This window comes from Micromonospora sp. WMMD558 (assembly GCF_049315255.1).
Classification (GTDB): domain Bacteria; phylum Actinomycetota; class Actinomycetes; order Mycobacteriales; family Micromonosporaceae; genus Micromonospora.
This window is the reverse complement of the sequence record NZ_CP186061.1, coordinates 1,200,968-1,216,738: the sequence shown is the minus strand read 5'-3', so window position 1 is coordinate 1,216,738 and position 15,771 is coordinate 1,200,968. Positions and strand designations below refer to the sequence as shown.

General features: G+C 71.8%; 12 protein-coding genes. 11 read left to right on the top strand and 1 reads right to left on the bottom strand.

Features of this window, described 5'->3' with window-relative positions; translation table 11 throughout:
- The first annotated feature begins 32 nt into the window (after nt 1-32).
- The 11 genes from nuoE to ACN26Y_RS05790 all read left to right on the top strand — a co-directional run bounded on the left by nuoE (nt 33) and on the right by ACN26Y_RS05790 (nt 14,494).
- On the top strand, nt 33-1,160 hold the full coding sequence (gene nuoE, locus ACN26Y_RS05840; protein ID WP_155329293.1) for an NADH-quinone oxidoreductase subunit NuoE: 1,128 nt from the start codon (nt 33-35) through the stop codon (nt 1,158-1,160).
- Nucleotides 1,157-2,473, top strand: coding sequence for an NADH-quinone oxidoreductase subunit NuoF (nuoF, locus tag ACN26Y_RS05835; RefSeq protein WP_155329292.1), 1,317 nt, complete (start codon nt 1,157-1,159; stop codon nt 2,471-2,473). Before nuoE ends, nuoF begins: the two co-directional genes overlap by 4 nt.
- Complete coding sequence (locus tag ACN26Y_RS05830; RefSeq protein WP_422734439.1) at nt 2,473-4,989, top strand: NADH-quinone oxidoreductase subunit G; 2,517 nt, start codon at nt 2,473-2,475, stop codon at nt 4,987-4,989. The genes nuoF and ACN26Y_RS05830 overlap by 1 nt, the downstream gene beginning before the upstream one ends.
- A 61-nt stretch (nt 4,990-5,050) precedes the next feature.
- Nucleotides 5,051-6,397, top strand: coding sequence for an NADH-quinone oxidoreductase subunit NuoH (gene nuoH / locus ACN26Y_RS05825; protein ID WP_422734438.1), 1,347 nt, complete (start codon nt 5,051-5,053; stop codon nt 6,395-6,397).
- A gap of 1 nt (nt 6,398) precedes the next feature.
- Nucleotides 6,399-7,034 carry an NADH-quinone oxidoreductase subunit NuoI gene (gene nuoI, locus ACN26Y_RS05820; RefSeq protein WP_422734437.1) on the top strand — a complete coding sequence of 212 codons (636 nt, stop codon included), beginning with the start codon at nt 6,399-6,401 and terminating at the stop codon, nt 7,032-7,034.
- Entirely contained in the window at nt 7,031-7,801 is a 771-nt protein-coding gene (locus ACN26Y_RS05815; protein WP_155329288.1) for an NADH-quinone oxidoreductase subunit J, read from the top strand. Before nuoI ends, ACN26Y_RS05815 begins: the two co-directional genes overlap by 4 nt.
- On the top strand, nt 7,798-8,115 hold the full coding sequence (nuoK, locus tag ACN26Y_RS05810; protein ID WP_155329287.1) for an NADH-quinone oxidoreductase subunit NuoK: 318 nt from the start codon (nt 7,798-7,800) through the stop codon (nt 8,113-8,115). Before ACN26Y_RS05815 ends, nuoK begins: the two co-directional genes overlap by 4 nt.
- Nucleotides 8,116-8,128: 13 nt before the next feature.
- Nucleotides 8,129-10,084 (top strand): NADH-quinone oxidoreductase subunit L, encoded by a 1,956-nt coding sequence (gene nuoL, locus ACN26Y_RS05805; RefSeq protein WP_422734902.1) that lies wholly within the window; start codon nt 8,129-8,131, stop codon nt 10,082-10,084.
- Nucleotides 10,085-10,163: 79 nt separating this feature from the next.
- Nucleotides 10,164-11,696, top strand: a complete 1,533-nt coding sequence (locus ACN26Y_RS05800) for an NADH-quinone oxidoreductase subunit M (protein WP_422734436.1) — start codon at nt 10,164-10,166, stop codon at nt 11,694-11,696.
- A 55-nt stretch (nt 11,697-11,751) separates the two neighbouring features.
- Complete coding sequence (gene nuoN, locus ACN26Y_RS05795; RefSeq protein ID WP_155329285.1) at nt 11,752-13,305, top strand: NADH-quinone oxidoreductase subunit NuoN; 1,554 nt, start codon at nt 11,752-11,754, stop codon at nt 13,303-13,305.
- 103 nt (nt 13,306-13,408) lie between these two features.
- A complete protein-coding gene (locus ACN26Y_RS05790) occupies nt 13,409-14,494 on the top strand; it encodes a polyprenyl synthetase family protein (RefSeq protein ID WP_155329284.1) in 1,086 nt (361 codons plus the stop codon).
- An 80-nt stretch (nt 14,495-14,574) separates the two neighbouring features.
- On the opposite strand, the gene ACN26Y_RS05785 is transcribed toward ACN26Y_RS05790, so the two are convergent.
- Nucleotides 14,575-15,771, bottom strand: a complete 1,197-nt coding sequence (locus ACN26Y_RS05785; protein ID WP_422734435.1) for an MFS transporter — start codon at nt 15,769-15,771, stop codon at nt 14,575-14,577.

Sequence of the window (15,771 nt, the reverse complement as noted above, 5' to 3'; positions counted from 1 at the left end):
GCCCCGCAGTCGCGAACGGAAAGGCGACTCCGATGAGCACGACCTTCAGTGAAGAGACCCGGGCGCGGGCGCGGGAGATCATCGCCCGGTACCCGGCCGACCGGTCCCGCTCGGCCCTGCTGCCGCTGCTGCACCTGGTGCAGTCCGAGGAGGGGTACGTCTCCCCGGCCGGCATCGCGTTCTGCGCCGAGGTGCTGGGGCTGAACAAGGCCCAGGTCGGCGCGGTCGCCTCCTTCTACACGATGTACAAGCGCCGCCCGACCGGTGACTGGCTGGTCAGCGTCTGCACCAACACCATGTGCAACGTGCTCGGCGGCCAGCAGGTCTACGACACGCTCGCCGAGCACCTCGGCGTCGGGCACGACGAGACCACCGCCGACGGGACGATCACTCTGGAGCACGCCGAGTGCCTGGCGGCGTGCGACTACGGCCCGGTGATGACGGTCAACTACGACTTCTTCGACAACGTGGACCCGCACACCGCGGTCGGCGTGGTCGACGAGCTGCGCGGCGGCGGCCGGCCGGTGCCGAGCCGGGGGGCCCGGCTCTGCACGCTGAAGGAGATGTCGGTGCAGCTCGCCGGGTTCGCCGACGAGCGTGAGGGCGCGGTCGCCGACGGCGTCCCGGGCGATCCGACCCTGCGCGGGCTACGGCTGGCGCAGGAGCACGGCATCGCCGTGTCGGGCTTCGACCCGAACACGCCCATCCGCAGCAAGGCGGAGGCCGACGAGGCCGCCGAGAAGGCGAAGGCCGAGGCGGCCGAGAAGGCACCGCCGGCCGCGGGCAACGGCGCCCGACCGGCCGGCAACGCCGGTGCGGGCGAGCCGGCCCCGCCGGCCGCGGCGGCCGGCAGCACCACCCGGGACGTCAAGGCGCCGGACGACAAGTCGCCCGAGGTGCGGGCGGCCGAGACCCGGCAGCCGGACGCGAAGACGGCGGTCCCCGACGCGCCGGGCACGAAGGTTCCGGTGGACGGCGTACCCCCGTCGCCCCGCGACGCCCGGGAGGCCGAGGCCGCGGGCGCGGCGGCGAACCCGCCGGCCGGTGACGGCAAGCCCGCCGGCGACGAGGCCGGTACGCAGGAGCGCAACCTCAGGGAGGCGGAGGCGGGGGCCGGTACGCGCTCCCCCAACGCGAGCGACAGGGGGGCCCAGAAGTGACCACTCCTCGGCCGGAGACGCTGGCCAAGCTCACGCCGGTGCTCACGAAGCGCTGGCTGTCGCCGGACGCCTGGCGGGTCGGCACCTACGAGAAGCTCGACGGGTACGCGGCGCTGCGCAAGGCGCTCAAGGCCCACCCGGACGACCTGATCCAGCTCATCAAGGACTCCGGGCTGCGCGGTCGCGGCGGCGCGGGCTTCCCGACCGGTCTCAAGTGGGGGTTCATCCCGCAGGGCGACGGCAAGCCGCACTATCTCGTGGTCAACGCCGACGAGGGCGAGCCGGGCACCTGCAAGGACCTGCCGCTGATGACGCACGACCCGCACTCGCTGGTCGAGGGCGTGATCATCGCGTCGTACGCGATCCGCGCGAACCGCGCCTACATCTACATCCGGGGCGAGGCCGTGCACGCCGCGCGCCGGCTGCGCAACGCGGTGCAGGAGGCGTACGCGAAGGGCTACCTCGGGCGGAACATCCTCGGCTCCCGGTTCGACCTGGACCTGGTGGTGCACTCGGGCGCCGGTGCGTACATCTGCGGCGAGGAGACCGCGCTGCTGGACTCGCTGGAGGGTTTCCGGGGGCAGCCGCGGCTGCGCCCGCCGTTCCCGGCGACCCACGGCCTGTACGCCAGCCCGACCGTGGTGAACAACGTCGGCACCGTCGCCAGCGTCCCGTACATCGTGCTCGGCGGCGCGGACTGGTGGCGGACCATGGGCACCGAGAAGTCGTCGGGTCCGATGATCTACTCGCTCTCCGGCCGGATCGCCAACCCCGGCCAGTACGAGTGCTCGATGGGCATCACGCTCCGCGAGCTGATCGAGCTGGCCGGCGGCATGCAGCCCGGCCACAACCTGAAGTTCTGGACGCCGGGCGGCTCGTCGACGCCGCTGCTCACCGCCGAGCACCTGGACGTGCCGCTGGACTTCGAGGGGGTGGCGGCGGCCGGGTCGATCCTCGGCACCACGGCGACGCAGATCTTCTCCGACCAGGACTGCCCGGTGTACGCGACCTACCGGTGGCTGGAGTTCTACCACCACGAGTCGTGCGGCAAGTGCACCCCGTGCCGTGAGGGCAACTACTGGATGGTCCGCGTCTACCGCCGGATCCTCTCCGGCCAGGGCACCCACGAGGACCTGGACACCCTGCTGGACACCTGCGACAACATCCTCGGGCGCTCGTTCTGCGGCCTGGGTGACGGTGCGACCAGCCCGGTCACCTCGTCGCTGAAGTACTTCAAGCAGGACTACCTCGACTACATCGAGGGACGTACCGCTCCGAAGCTCTCCGACAAGCAGCTGGTGGGAGCCCACTGATGACCGATGTAGCCAAGCAGACCGAGACGGTCACGCTGACCGTCGACGGGATCCAGGTCACCGCCCCGAAGGGGACGCTGCTGATCCGGGTCGCCGAGCAGATGGGCATCGAGATCCCGCGGTTCTGCGACCACCCGCTGCTGGCCCCGGCCGGCGCCTGCCGCCAGTGCCTGGTCGAGGTGGAGGGGCAGCGCAAGCCGGTCGCCTCCTGCACCCAGACCGTCGCCGACGGCATGGTCGTGCAGACGCAGCTCACCTCCCCGGTCGCCAAGAAGGCGCAGGAGGGGATCATGGAGCTGCTGCTGGTGAACCACCCGCTCGACTGCCCGATGTGTGACAAGGGCGGCGAGTGCCCGCTGCAGAACCAGGCCATGTCGACCGGCCGTACCGACTCCCGGTTCCACGAGCACAAGCGGGAGTACGAGAAGCCGGTGGAGATCAGCACCCAGGTGCTGCTCGACCGCGAGCGCTGCGTCCTCTGCCAGCGTTGCACCCGGTTCTCCGAGGAGATCGCCGGCGACAAGTTCATCGACCTGATGAACCGGTCGTCCGCCGAGGAGATCAACATCTACCGGGACGAGGCGTACGGCACCGAGGGCGACGACGGGGACGTCCCGTTCAACTCGTACTTCTCCGGCAACACCGTCCAGATCTGTCCGGTGGGCGCGCTGACCGGCGCGCAGTACCGGTTCCGGGCCCGCCCCTTCGACCTCGTCTCCAGCCCCAGCGTCTGCGAGCACTGCTCGGCCGGCTGCGCCCAGCGCACCGACTGGCGGCGCGGCAAGGTGCTGCGGCGGCTGGCCGGCGACGACCCGGCGGTCAACGAGGAGTGGAACTGCGACAAGGGACGGTGGGGCTTCCAGTACACCCGCGCCTTCGACCGGCTCACCACCCCGCTGGTGCGGGACGCGGGCACCGGTGAGCTGCGCGAAGCGTCGTGGAGCGAGGCGCTGACCGTCGCCGCCGAGGGCCTCCGCGCGGCGCGCGACGGCGGGCAGGGCACGGCCGTGCTCACCGGCGGCCGGCTGACCGTCGAGGACGCGTACGCGTACGCGAAGTTCGCCCGGGTCGCGCTGCACACCAACGACATCGACTTCCGGGCCCGCCCGGTCTCCCGCGAGGAGGCCGAGTTCCTGGCCAGCACGGTCGCCGGGGTCACCGACGTCACGTACCCGGACGTCGAGAAGGCACCGGCGGTGGTGCTGGTCGGCCTGGAGCCGGAGGAGGAGTGCCCGATCCTCTTCCTGCGGCTGCGCAAGGCGTACCTGAAGAAGACCTTGACGGTGTACGCCATCGCGCCGTTCGCGACGCGCGGCCTGGAGAAGCTCGGTGCCAAGCTGGCCCGGGTGGTGCCGGGCGAGGAGGCGAGCGTGCTCGCCGAGCACGCCACGGTCGCCGAGGCGCTGAGCCAGCCGGGGGCGATCCTGATCGTCGGCGAGCGGCTGGGCTCGGTTCCCGGTGGCCTCTCCGCCGCAGCGGACGTCGCCCGGCGTACCGGCGCGAAGCTGGCCTGGGTGCCGCGGCGCGCCGGTGACCGCGGCGCGGTCGACGCGGGTTGCCTGCCGAACCTGCTTCCCGGTGGCCGGCTGGTCACCGAGCCGGCCGCGCGGGCCGAACTGGGCGAGGCGTGGGACATCCCGGCCGGGGTCATCCCCAGCCAGGCCGGCCGCGACACCGACGGCATCCTCGCCGCGGCGACCGCCGGTCAGCTCGGGGCGCTGGTGGTGGCCGGGGTCGACCCGGCCGACCTGGCCGACCCGCGCCAGGCCGAGGCGGCGCTCGACGCGGTGCCGTTCCTGGTCAGCCTGGAGCTGCGGAACAGCGCGGTGGCCCGGCGGGCCGACGTGGTCTTCCCGGTCGCCCCGGCGGTCGAGAAGGCGGGCAGCTTCCTGGACTGGGAAGGACGGCTGCGGACGTTCGAGGCGGTCCTGCACACCGCCGCGATGACCGACGGCCGGGTGCTGGACGCGCTCGCCGCGCACCTCGACGTGCGGCTCGGCACCGCTGACGTGCCGACCGTCCGCCGGGAGCTGGGCGGCCTGCCGCGTACCCGCACCACCCGGCCGGCCGCGCCGTCGGTGGCCCCGGCGGCGGTGCCGCAGCCGGGCGCCGGCGAGGCGGTGCTCGCCACCTGGCACCAGCTGATCGACCTGGGCAGCCTGACCGACGGCGACGAGCACCTCGCGGGTACGGCCCGGCCGCCGGTGGTCCGGCTGGGCAAGGGCACCGCGGAGGCGATCGGCGTGGCCGACGGCGAGGCGGTGACCGTGGGCACCGACCGGGGCGCGCTCACGCTCCCGGCCGCGGTGACCGAGATGCCGGACGGCGTCGTCTGGCTGCCGACCAACTCGCCCGGCTCGACGGTCCGCCGCAGCCTGGGCGTCACGTCCGGCGCGGTCGTGCGGGTCTCCGCCGGCGCGAGCGCGCCGGCCGTTCCCCAGCAGGCCGACGCGCCGGTCGCCGCCGACGCCGCCGGCCGTCCCGGCCCGCTCCTCAACTCCGGGGGTGTCCAGTGAGCGCGAGGAGTGAACGAGCGCAGCGAGTGAGCCCCGCAGTCGCGAACGAAAGGTGGGCACAGTGACCTTCCTCGCGCAGGACCCGACGCTGGCGGACTTCGGCCGGGATCCGTGGTGGCTGATCCTCGGCAAGATCGTCTTCGCGTTCGCCTTCGGTCTGCTCGCCACCCTGCTCGGGGTCTGGTTCGAGCGGCGGGTCGTCGGTCGCATGGCGGTCCGGCCGGGCCCGAACCAGGTCGGCCCGTTCGGCCTGCTCCAGACCCTCGCCGACGGCCTGAAGATGGCCTTCAAGGAGGACATCCTCCCGAAGGCCGCGGACAAGGTCGTCTACTTCTTCGCGCCGGTCATCTCGGTGGTCTGTGCGGTCACCGCGCTGTCGGTGATTCCGTTCGGCCCGATGGTCAGCATCTTCGGGCACTGGACGCCGTTGCAGGTCACCGACGTGCCGGTGGCGGTACTCGTGGTGCTGGCCTGCTCCTCGCTGGCCGTCTACGGCGTCGTGCTGGGCGGGTGGGCCTCCGGCTCGACGTACCCGCTGCTCGGTGGTCTGCGCTCCACCGCCCAGATGATCTCGTACGAGGTCGCGATGGGCCTGAGCATCGTCGCGGTGTTCATGACCGCCGGCACGATGTCGACCAGCGGGATCGTCGCCGAGCAGGGTGACGCCACCCGGCTGACCGTGTTCGGCACCGAGATCTCGGCGCCCGGCTGGTACGCGATCCTGCTGCTGCCGAGCTTCATCATCTTCTTCATCGCCACGGTCGGCGAGACCAACCGGGCGCCGTTCGACCTGCCGGAGGCGGAGTCCGAACTGGTCGCGGGCTTCATGACCGAGTACAGCTCGCTGAAGTTCGCGCTCTTCATGCTCAGCGAGTACGTGGCGATGGTGACGATGTCCGCGGTCACCGTGACGCTCTTCCTCGGCGGCTGGCACGCGCCCTGGCCGATCACCATCTGGGAGGGCGCGAACTCCGGCTGGTGGCCGATGCTGTGGTTCTTCGGCAAGGTCGTCGGCCTGGTCTTCGTCTTCGTCTGGCTGCGGGGCACGCTGCCCCGGCTGCGCTACGACCAGTTCATGCGCTTCGGCTGGAAGGTCCTGCTCCCGATCAACCTGGTCTGGATCCTGGTGCTGGCCGGCCTGCGGTCGATCGAGGACTGGGACAGCCGCAGCAAGCTGATCGCCGTCGGCATCCCCGCCGGCCTGCTCCTGCTCGCCACGCTGTTCTGGCCGACCCGCAAGCCGGCACCGAAGCCGACGCTCGCCGAGCAGGTCAACAACCGTCCACCGGGCAGCTTCCCGCTGCCCCCGCTGGACCTTCAGGTGCCACCGAGCCCGCGGACCCGGCGCGTCGTCGCCGAGCGGGAGCCGGCCAACATCGCCGCCGGCACGGATTCCAGGGAGGTGTGACGTGGGCGCGATCACCGGAACGTTCAAGGGCTTCGGGGTCACCTTCTCGCACATGTTCAAGAAGGTCGTCACCACCGACTACCCGTTCAAGCCGCCGGTCTCGGCGCCGCGCTACCACGGGCGGCACATCCTCAACCGGCATCCGGACGGCCTGGAGAAGTGCATCGGTTGCGAGCTGTGCGCCTGGGCCTGCCCGGCGGACGCGATCTACGTCGAGGGTGGCGACAACACCGAGGAGCAGCGCTTCTCCCCGGGTGAGCGGTACGCCAGCGTCTACCAGATCAACTACGCGCGCTGCATCTTCTGCGGGCTCTGCATCGAGGCCTGCCCGACCCGCTCGCTCACCATGAGCAACGAGTACGAGCTGGCCCGGGACAACCGGCAGGACCTGATCTTCACCAAGGAGCAGCTGCTGGCGCCGCTGCTCCCGGGCATGGAGCAGCCGCCGCACCCGATGCGGCTGGGTGACAGCGAGAAGGACTACTACGTCGGCGCGCTGGAGAACCCGGGCACCTCCGCCGGTGCGGAGCACTCGCCGATGGGCCCCGGCCGCTACCAGCTCGAGGAGCACCCCGGGGTGACGTTCCCCGGTGCCGAGCAGGCCGCGCAGCGGGCCGGCAAGGGAGACGGAGCATGACCACGCAGACGGTGCTCGCCGCGGCGGGCTCGGTGTCCGGCGGCGAGGCGGTCACCTTCTGGATCCTGGCGCCGCTGGCGCTGCTCGGCGCGGTCGGCATGGTCGTCGCCCGCAACGCGGTGCACTCGGCGCTCTGGCTGGTGCTGACGATGCTCTGCCTGGGCGTGTTCTACGTGCTCCAGGCCGGGCCGTTCATCGGCATGGTGCAGATCATCGTCTACACCGGCGCGATCATGATGCTCTTCCTGTTCGTGCTGATGCTGGTGGGCCGTGACGCGTCCGACTCGCTGATCGAGACGCTGCGCGGGCAGCGGGTCGCGGCGATCCTCCTCGGGCTCGGCTTCGCCGGCCTGGTGGGCACCGGGGTGTACCGGGCGCTGGACGGCGGCACCGCCGCCGGGCTGACGGCGGCCAACACCGAGGGCAACGTGCAGGGCATCGCCCGGCTGCTGTTCACCAAGTACGTCTTCGCGTTCGAGCTGACCTCGGCGCTGCTCATCACCGCCGCGGTCGGCGCGATGGTGCTCGCGCACATCGAGCGCCGCAAGGAGGACCGGCTGGACCAGGTCGCCACCATGAAGGCGCGGTTCCGCCCCGGCAACTACCCCGGCCCGAAGCCCGGCCCGGGTGTCTTCGCCACCTCCTCGTCGGTCGCCACCCCGGCCCGCCTGCCCGACGGCCGGCTGACCGAGCGGAGCACCCCGGACATCCTGCCGGTGCGTGAGCTGACCGCCGAGGAGACCTCGCTGAAGGGGACCGACAAGTGAACGAGTTCTTCTCGGTCGAACCGAACTACTACCTGGTCCTCGCCGCGGTGCTGTTCACCATCGGCGCCGCCGGGGTGCTGATCCGGCGGAACGCGATCGTGCTGTTCATGTGCGTCGAGCTGATGCTCAACGCGGCCAACCTGACCCTGGTCACCTTCAGCCGGATCAACGGTGACCTCAACGGCCAGATCATGGCGTTCTTCGTGATGGTGGTGGCCGCGGCCGAGGTCGTGGTCGGACTCGCGATCATCATGGCGATCTTCCGGACCCGACGCTCGGCGAGCGTCGACGACGCCAACCTGCTGAAGTACTGAGGGGCCTGCGGTGATGGAGATTCTGGCGAACGCTCCGGTCGAGCCGGTGGGCGCCGTCACGTACGCGCCGGCCGACGGGCTGCTGGGCAGCGTCTGGCTGCTCGTCGCGATCCCGCTGGTCAGCGCCGCGATCCTGCTGCTGCTCGGCCGGCGGGCCGACCGGTGGGGGCACTGGCTCGGCGTCGCGTCGATCGGCGTCGCGTTCGTGCTCGGCCTGACCTACTTCTTTGAGCTGCGCGGCCTGGAGAACCGGTCCGTCGAGCTGAGCCTGTGGGAGTTCATCGCCGTCGGTGACCTGCACGTGGACTTCGGCCTGCTCTTCGACCCGCTGGCCGCGGTCTTCGTCCTGCTGATCACCGGGGTGGGCTTCCTGATCCACCTGTACGCGGTGGAGTACATGGCGCACGACGCCGGCCGCCGGCGATTCTTCGGGTACTTCAACCTGTTCGTCGCCGCCATGCTCCTGCTGGTGCTCGGCAACAACTACGTGATGCTCTACTTCGGCTGGGAGGGCGTCGGTCTGGCGTCGTACCTGCTGATCTCCTTCTGGTACGAGCGGCCGAGCGCCGCCACGGCCGGCAAGAAGGCGTTCCTGATGAACCGGGTCGGCGACGCCGGCCTGGCGATCGGCATCTTCATCATGTTCGCCACCCTCGGCACCACCCAGTACGACGAGGTCTTCAGCGGGGTCGGCGCGCTGACCTCGACCACGGTCCTCCTGCTCGGCCTGCTCCTGCTGCTCGGCGCGACCGGCAAGTCCGGCCAGTTCCCGCTCCAGGCGTGGCTCCCGGACGCGATGGAGGGCCCGACCCCGGTCTCCGCGCTCATTCACGCGGCCACCATGGTCACCGCGGGCGTCTACCTGATCGCCCGGTCGAACCCGATCTTCTCGGCCAACTCGACGCTCCAGCTGGTCGTGGTGAGCGTCGGCGCGCTGACCCTGCTGATCGGCTGCGTCATCGGCGCGGCCAAGGACGACATCAAGCGGGTGCTCGCCTGGTCGACCGTCAGCCAGATCGGCTACATGTTCCTCGGTGTCGGCCTCGGCGGTGCGGCGTACGCGCTGGCCATCGTCCACCTGCTGGCGCACGGCTTCTTCAAGGCCAACATGTTCCTCGGCGCCGGCTCGGTCATGCACGGCATGAACGACCAGGTCGACATCCGCCGCTTCGGCGGGCTGTCGAAGTACATGAAGATCACCTGGCTGACCTTCATGACGGGCTGGCTGGCCATCATCGGCCTGCCGCCGTTCTCCGGCTTCTTCTCCAAGGAGCCGATCATCGTGGCCGCGTTCGAGCGGGAGGGTTGGACGGCCTGGCTGTTCGGCACGGCGGCCCTGCTCGGTGCCGGCCTGACCGCGTTCTACATGACCCGGCTGTTCGTGCTCACCTTCCACGGCCCGGCCCGCTGGACCGAGGACATCGAGCACCCGCACGAGTCGCCGAAGCTCATGACCATCCCGCTGGTCCTGCTCGCCGTCGGCTCGCTCGCGGCGGGCGCGCTGATGGCCGGGCCGGTCCCGGAGTGGCTGGAGGCCACCGCCGGGCTGGGCGGCCAGACGGAGGCGCACGAGGCGGTGCTGTCGCACCTCGCGATCACGATCCTGTCCATCCTGGTCACCGTGGCCGGCGCCGGCCTGGCCTGGTTCCTGTTCCGGGCCGGCACGGCCACCGAGCCGCAGCCGGCCGGGGTGCTGGTCACCGCCGCCCGGAAGAACCTCTACACCGACGCCTTCAACGAGGCGGTCTTCGAGAAGCCGGGCATCTTCCTCACCCGGGCGCTGGTCTACCTGGACAACCGCGGCATCGACGGGCTGGTCAACGGCCTCGCCGCCGGGGTGGGTGGCGGCTCGGGCCGCCTCCGGCGGCTGCAGACCGGCTTCGTCCGGTCGTACGCCACCTCGATCCTGGCCGGCGCTCTGCTGGTGGTGGCGGCCTTCCTGGCCGTCGAGGCGGGGTGGCTGGCGTGATCGACCTCAAGAGGCTGTCCGCCTCGTACGCGGCCGTCGCCGGCGGACCGCGCAGTGACGACGGAGGTAAGGCCGCGTAATGTCCGACTTTCCGTTCCTCTCCGTGCTCACGGTGGCGCCGCTCGTCGGCGCCCTCGTGGTCGCCCTCCTGCCCCGTCACCGGCCGGAACTGGCCAAGCAGGTGGCGCTCGGCTGGTCGTTGCTGGTGCTGGCGCTCTCGGTGGTCATGTGGGTGACCTGGCAGACCGGCGGTGAGCGGTTCCAGTTCCGCGAGTCGTACCCGTGGATTCCCAACTGGGGCGTCAGCTTCACCTTCGCCGCCGACGGCATCGCGCTGGTCATGCTGATGCTGATCGCGGTCCTGGTGCCGCTGGTGATCCTGGCGAGCTGGCACGACGCGGAGGCGTCCAAGCGGTCCGTGCCGGTGTACTTCGCGCTGCTGCTCGTCCTCGAGTGCACGATGATCGGCGTCTTCGCGGCCGCCGACGTCTTCCTGTTCTACGTGTTCTTCGAGGTCATGCTCGTGCCGATGTACTTCCTCATCGGCAGCTACGGCGGCCACCAGCGGCAGTACGCGGCGGTGAAGTTCTTCCTCTACTCCCTGGTCGGCGGTCTGTTCATGCTCGCCGCCGTGATCGGCCTGTGGGTGGTCGGCGGGAAGACCTTCGACTGGGCGGCGCTGAGCCAGGTGGACATCTCCACCGGTACCGAGCGCTGGCTGTTCCTCGGGTTCTTCCTCGCGTTCGCGATCAAGGCACCGTTCTTCCCGTTCCACACCTGGCTGCCGGACGCCGGTGGCGCGGCGCCCGCCGGTGCGGCCGCCCTGCTGGTCGGCGTGCTGGACAAGGTCGGCACGTTCGGCATCCTGCGCTACTGCCTGCCGCTGTTCCCGGACGCGGCCAAGTGGTTCGCCCCGTGGGCGCTGGCGCTGGGCCTGATCGGCATCATCTACGCGGCGCTGCTCGCGGTCGGCCAGAACGACCTCAAGCGGCTCGTGTCTTACACGTCGATCGCCCACTTCGGCTTCATCGGGGTCGGCATCTTCGCCTTCACCAGCCAGGCGGCCACCGGCGCGGTGCTGTACATGGTCAACCACGGCCTCGCCACCGGCCTGCTCTTCCTGGTCGTCGGCATGCTGATCGCCCGGCGCGGCTCCGCCCTGATCAGCGACTTCGGCGGCGCCGGCAAGCTGGTGCCGGTCCTGGCCGGGGTGCTCTTCTTCGCCGGTCTCGCCTCGCTGGCGCTGCCCGGCACCGCGCCGTTCATCTCCGAGTTCCTGGTGCTGATCGGCACCTTCACGGTGAACAAGCCGGTGGCGGTGATCGCCACGCTCGGCATCATCCTGGCCGCCGCGTACGTGCTGTGGATGGTGCAGCGCACCACCCAGGGCACCCTCAACCCGGCGCTGACCGAGGTCGACGGCATGAAGCGTGACCTCAACCTGCGCGAGAAGGTCGTGGTGGCCCCGCTGATCGCGCTGATCGTGCTGCTCGGCTTCTACCCGAAGCCGGTCACCGACGTGATCAACCCGGCCGTGCAGGCCACCATGCAGGACATCGGCAGGACCGACCCGGCCCCGTCGGCCGGCGACGTCCAGGAGGCATCGCGGTGACCGCGAGACGTGAGCTCGCGAGCCCCGCAGTCGCGAACGAAAGGCGGCTCCGAAAGTGACCGAGCTGAAACTGCCGTCGATCGACTACGCGGCGCTCGCGCCGACGCTCATCATGCTGGGTGCCGCGCTGGTCGGTGTCCTGGTCGAGGCGTTCGTGCCGCGGCGGCTGCGGCACGTGGTCCAGCTGTCGGTGGCGCTGCTGGCGGTGCTCGCCGCGCTGACCATGGTGGTGCTGAACGCCGACGACCGCCTCATCACCATCGGTGGGGCGATCGCGGTGGACGGGCCGACGCTGTTCCTCCAGGGCGCGATCCTCGTGCTCGCCGCGATGGCGCTGCTGCTCATCGGTGAGCGCACCGTCGAGCGGGGCGGGGCGTTCGTGGCCCAGGCGGCGGTGACCGCCGAGTCGGCCGACGACCGGCGGCAGGCCGACGGGGCCAACGGCCTCACCGAGGTGTACCCGCTGACCACGTTCGCGATCGGCGGCATGCTGATCTTCGTGGCGGCGAACGACCTGCTGACCATGTTCATCGCGCTGGAGGTCTTCTCGCTGCCGCTCTACCTGCTCTGCGCGCTGGCCCGCCGCCGGCGGCTGCTGAGCCAGGAGGCGGCGCTGAAGTACTTCATGCTCGGGGCGTACGCCTCGGCGTTCTTCCTGTTCGGCGTCGCCCTGGTGTACGGCTTCACCGCCGGCATCCCGGGCCGCCCGGCCGGGGTGGACTTCGCCACCGTCCACGCCGCCGTCGCCGACAGCCCGGCCAGCCCGGTGCTGCTCTTCGCCGGCATGGCGCTGATCGCCATCGGCCTGCTGTTCAAGGCCGCCGCCGCGCCGTTCCACGTGTGGACGCCGGACGTCTACCAGGGCGCGCCCACGCCGATCACCGGCTTCATGGCCGCCTGCACGAAGGTCGCCGCGTTCGGCGCCCTGCTGCGGGTCTTCCACGTGGCGTTCGAGGGGGCACGGTGGGACTTCACCCCGGTCCTCGGCGTGGTGGCGGTGCTGACCATGCTGGTCGGTGCGGTGCTGGCGGTCACGCAGACCGACATCAAGCGGCTGCTCGCGTACTCGTCGATCGCGAACGCCGGCTACCTGCTCGTCGGCGTGCTCGCGCCGAGCAGGGAGGGCGTCTCCGGGACGATGTTCTACCTGGTGGCGTACGGCTTTTCGGTGCTGGCCGCGTTCGCCGTGGTGACCCTGGTCCGGGACGCGGACGGGGAGGCGACCCACCTGTCCCGGTGGGCGGGCCTGGGCCGCCGCTCGCCGTTCTACGCCGCGCTGTTCACCTTCATCCTGCTCGCGTTCGCCGGTATCCCGCTGACCAGCGGCTTCACCAGCAAGTTCGCGGTCTTCGGGCCGGCGCTGGACGGCGGGCAGGCGTGGCTGGTGGTCGCCGGTGTGCTGACCAGCATGGTGCTGGCCTTCCCGTACCTGCGGGTGGTCGTCATGATGTGGCTCTCCGAGCCCGGTGAGTCGACCCCGGCGGTCACCGTCCCGGGCGGGCTCACCTCCGCCGCGCTGATGATCGGCGTGATCGCCACCCTGGTCCTCGGCGTCGCCCCGGCACCGCTGCTCGACCTCGCCACGGGAGCCGCCGAGTTCGTGCGGTGACACCGCTGCCCCGCGGGGGCCGGTACGCGTTCGCGTACCGGCCCCCGCGGCGTCCGCGGAGCCGCGGCCATCCCCGGCCCGGGGCTGGTCGAACGGGTGTGGCATGGTTGGAGACGTGGTGAATCCGGGTGGCGAGCGTTCAGGTGCCACCGGCGCGGGTGGCCGTCCGCGCCGGCACGGCGCGGGTCAGTTCGGCGCGCTCGGCCTGCACCTCGCCGATCCCCGCGTCGAGGAGTCGGTGCTGGGTGTGCTGGAGAGGGTCGAGACCGAGCTGCGGGCCGGCGTGGAGAGCGCCGACCCGTTCGTCACCGAGGCGGCCCGGCATCTCGTCGAGGCGGGCGGCAAGCGGTTCCGGCCTTTGCTGGTGGCACTCGGCGCCCAGTTCGGCGACCCGACCGGCCCGCAGGTGGTGCCCGCGGCGGTGGTGATGGAGCTCACCCACCTGGCGACGCTCTACCACGACGACGTCATGGACGAGGCGCCCGTGCGCCGGGGCGCCCCGAGCGCCAACTCCCGCTGGACGAACTCGGTCGCCATCCTGGTGGGCGACTACCTCTTCGCCCGGGCCGCGGACATCGCGGCCGACCTGGGCACGGAGGCCGTCCGCCTCCAGGCCCGGACGTTCGCGCGCCTGGTGCACGGCCAGATCGCGGAGACCGTGGGGCCGCGGCCGGGCGACGACCCGGTGGCGCACTACCTGAACGTCATCGCGGAGAAGACCGGGTCGCTGATCGCCACCTCGGCGCGTTTCGGGGGCATGTTCGGCGGCGCCAGCCCGGAGCACACCGAGGCCCTCGCCGGCTACGGCGAGACCATCGGCGTGGCGTTCCAGCTCTCCGACGACCTGCTCGACATCGCCAGCGAGTCGGTGCAGTCGGGCAAGACGCCCGGCACCGACCTGCGTGAGGGCGTCCCGACCCTGCCGGTGCTGTACGCGCTCGCCTCCGACGACGCGGACGCCTCGTCACTGCGGCTGCGGGAGATCCTGGCGACCGGCGCGCTCACCGACGACGACCTGCACGCCGAGGCCCTCGGCCTGCTCCGGGAGAGCCCGGCCCTGAAGCGGGCCCGGGAGACGGTCCGCAGCTACGCCGAGGACGCCCGTGCCCGGCTGGCTCCCCTGCCGAGGACCCCGGCCCGCCGGGCCCTCGAATCCCTCTGCGACTACATCGCCGACCGCACCAGCTGACCCACCCCACCCCACCCCACCCGACGCCGCGTTGATCATGGGATTGGCGGGTGAGTTGATCTCGATATCACCCGCCACCTTCATGATCGACGGTGTTCGGCCGGTGGGGTGGACAGGAGGCGGCTGCCGGTCAGCATCAGGGCGGCGGCCAGCAGCATCGAGACGGCCGCCGTGGTCCACATCGCCGAGTAGCCCGCGTGGGCTGCGAGGGGGCCGAGGGACAGGGGGCCGAGGCAGCCGCCCGCGTACACGCCGGTCTGGGTGATCGAGGTGGCGGAGGCCGGAGCCTGCGGGTGGAGCCGGACCACGGCGAAGTTCATCAGCCCGGGCCACGCCCAGCCCAGACCGAAGCCGAGCACCACGCCGACCACCAGCGGGACCGGTCCGGTCATCGCGAGCAGACCGAGCCCGCCGGCCCCCACCACCAGCATCGCGGCGATGACCGCCAGGTGACCGCTCGCCCGGCGATCGGCGAGCCAGCCGGCGCCGACCCGGGCGGCGACGCAGACGGCGCTGCCGAGGGTCAGTGTCAGGCCGGCCAGCGCGGGAGCCAGGCCCCGGGTGGCGGCGGAGTCCACCACGAAGGTGCCGAGGGCGTTCGCCGAGGCGGCGGCGAGGGTCGCGGCCACCCCGACGACGACCAGGGCCCCGGTGGCGCGCCCACTCCGGGCCCGGGTGGTCGTCCGGATCGGGCGCGGCTCCCGCGCGGACACGGCCGGCAACACGGCCAGGGCGGCACCGGCGGCCACCACGAACGCCCAGCGCCACCCGACGGTCAGCGCCACGGTCGGCACCGCCACCCCGGCCAGCAGCGTGGAGACCGGGATGGCGGCCTGCTTCACCCCGAAGGACAGCCCCTGACACCGGACCGGGACGTGCCGGGCCAGTGCGGCGTTGCTGGCGAGCTGACCCAGGGCGTTGGCCGTGCCGGCCAGCGCGAGCAGGCCGACCAGCACCGGGTACGACCGGGCGAGCCCGGCCACGGCCAGCATGGCGCCCGCCGACACCAGGATGCCGGCCCGGGCCACGACGGCCGGGCCGTACCGCTCGGCGAGCGTGCCGGAGGGCACCGACGCCAGCGCGCCGACGCCGAAGTAGACCGCCACGACCACCCCGAGGCCGGCCGGGGAGAAGCCCAGCTCGTCGCCCATCTGCACGGCGAGCCCGCCGACCAGGAAGACCGGCAGGACGCAGGCGATGGTGACGGCGATGGCGCCGGCGGCGGCCCGTACGGGCCGGGTCGGGGCGTCGGGGGACTGGAGCGCGCTGTCGACCAT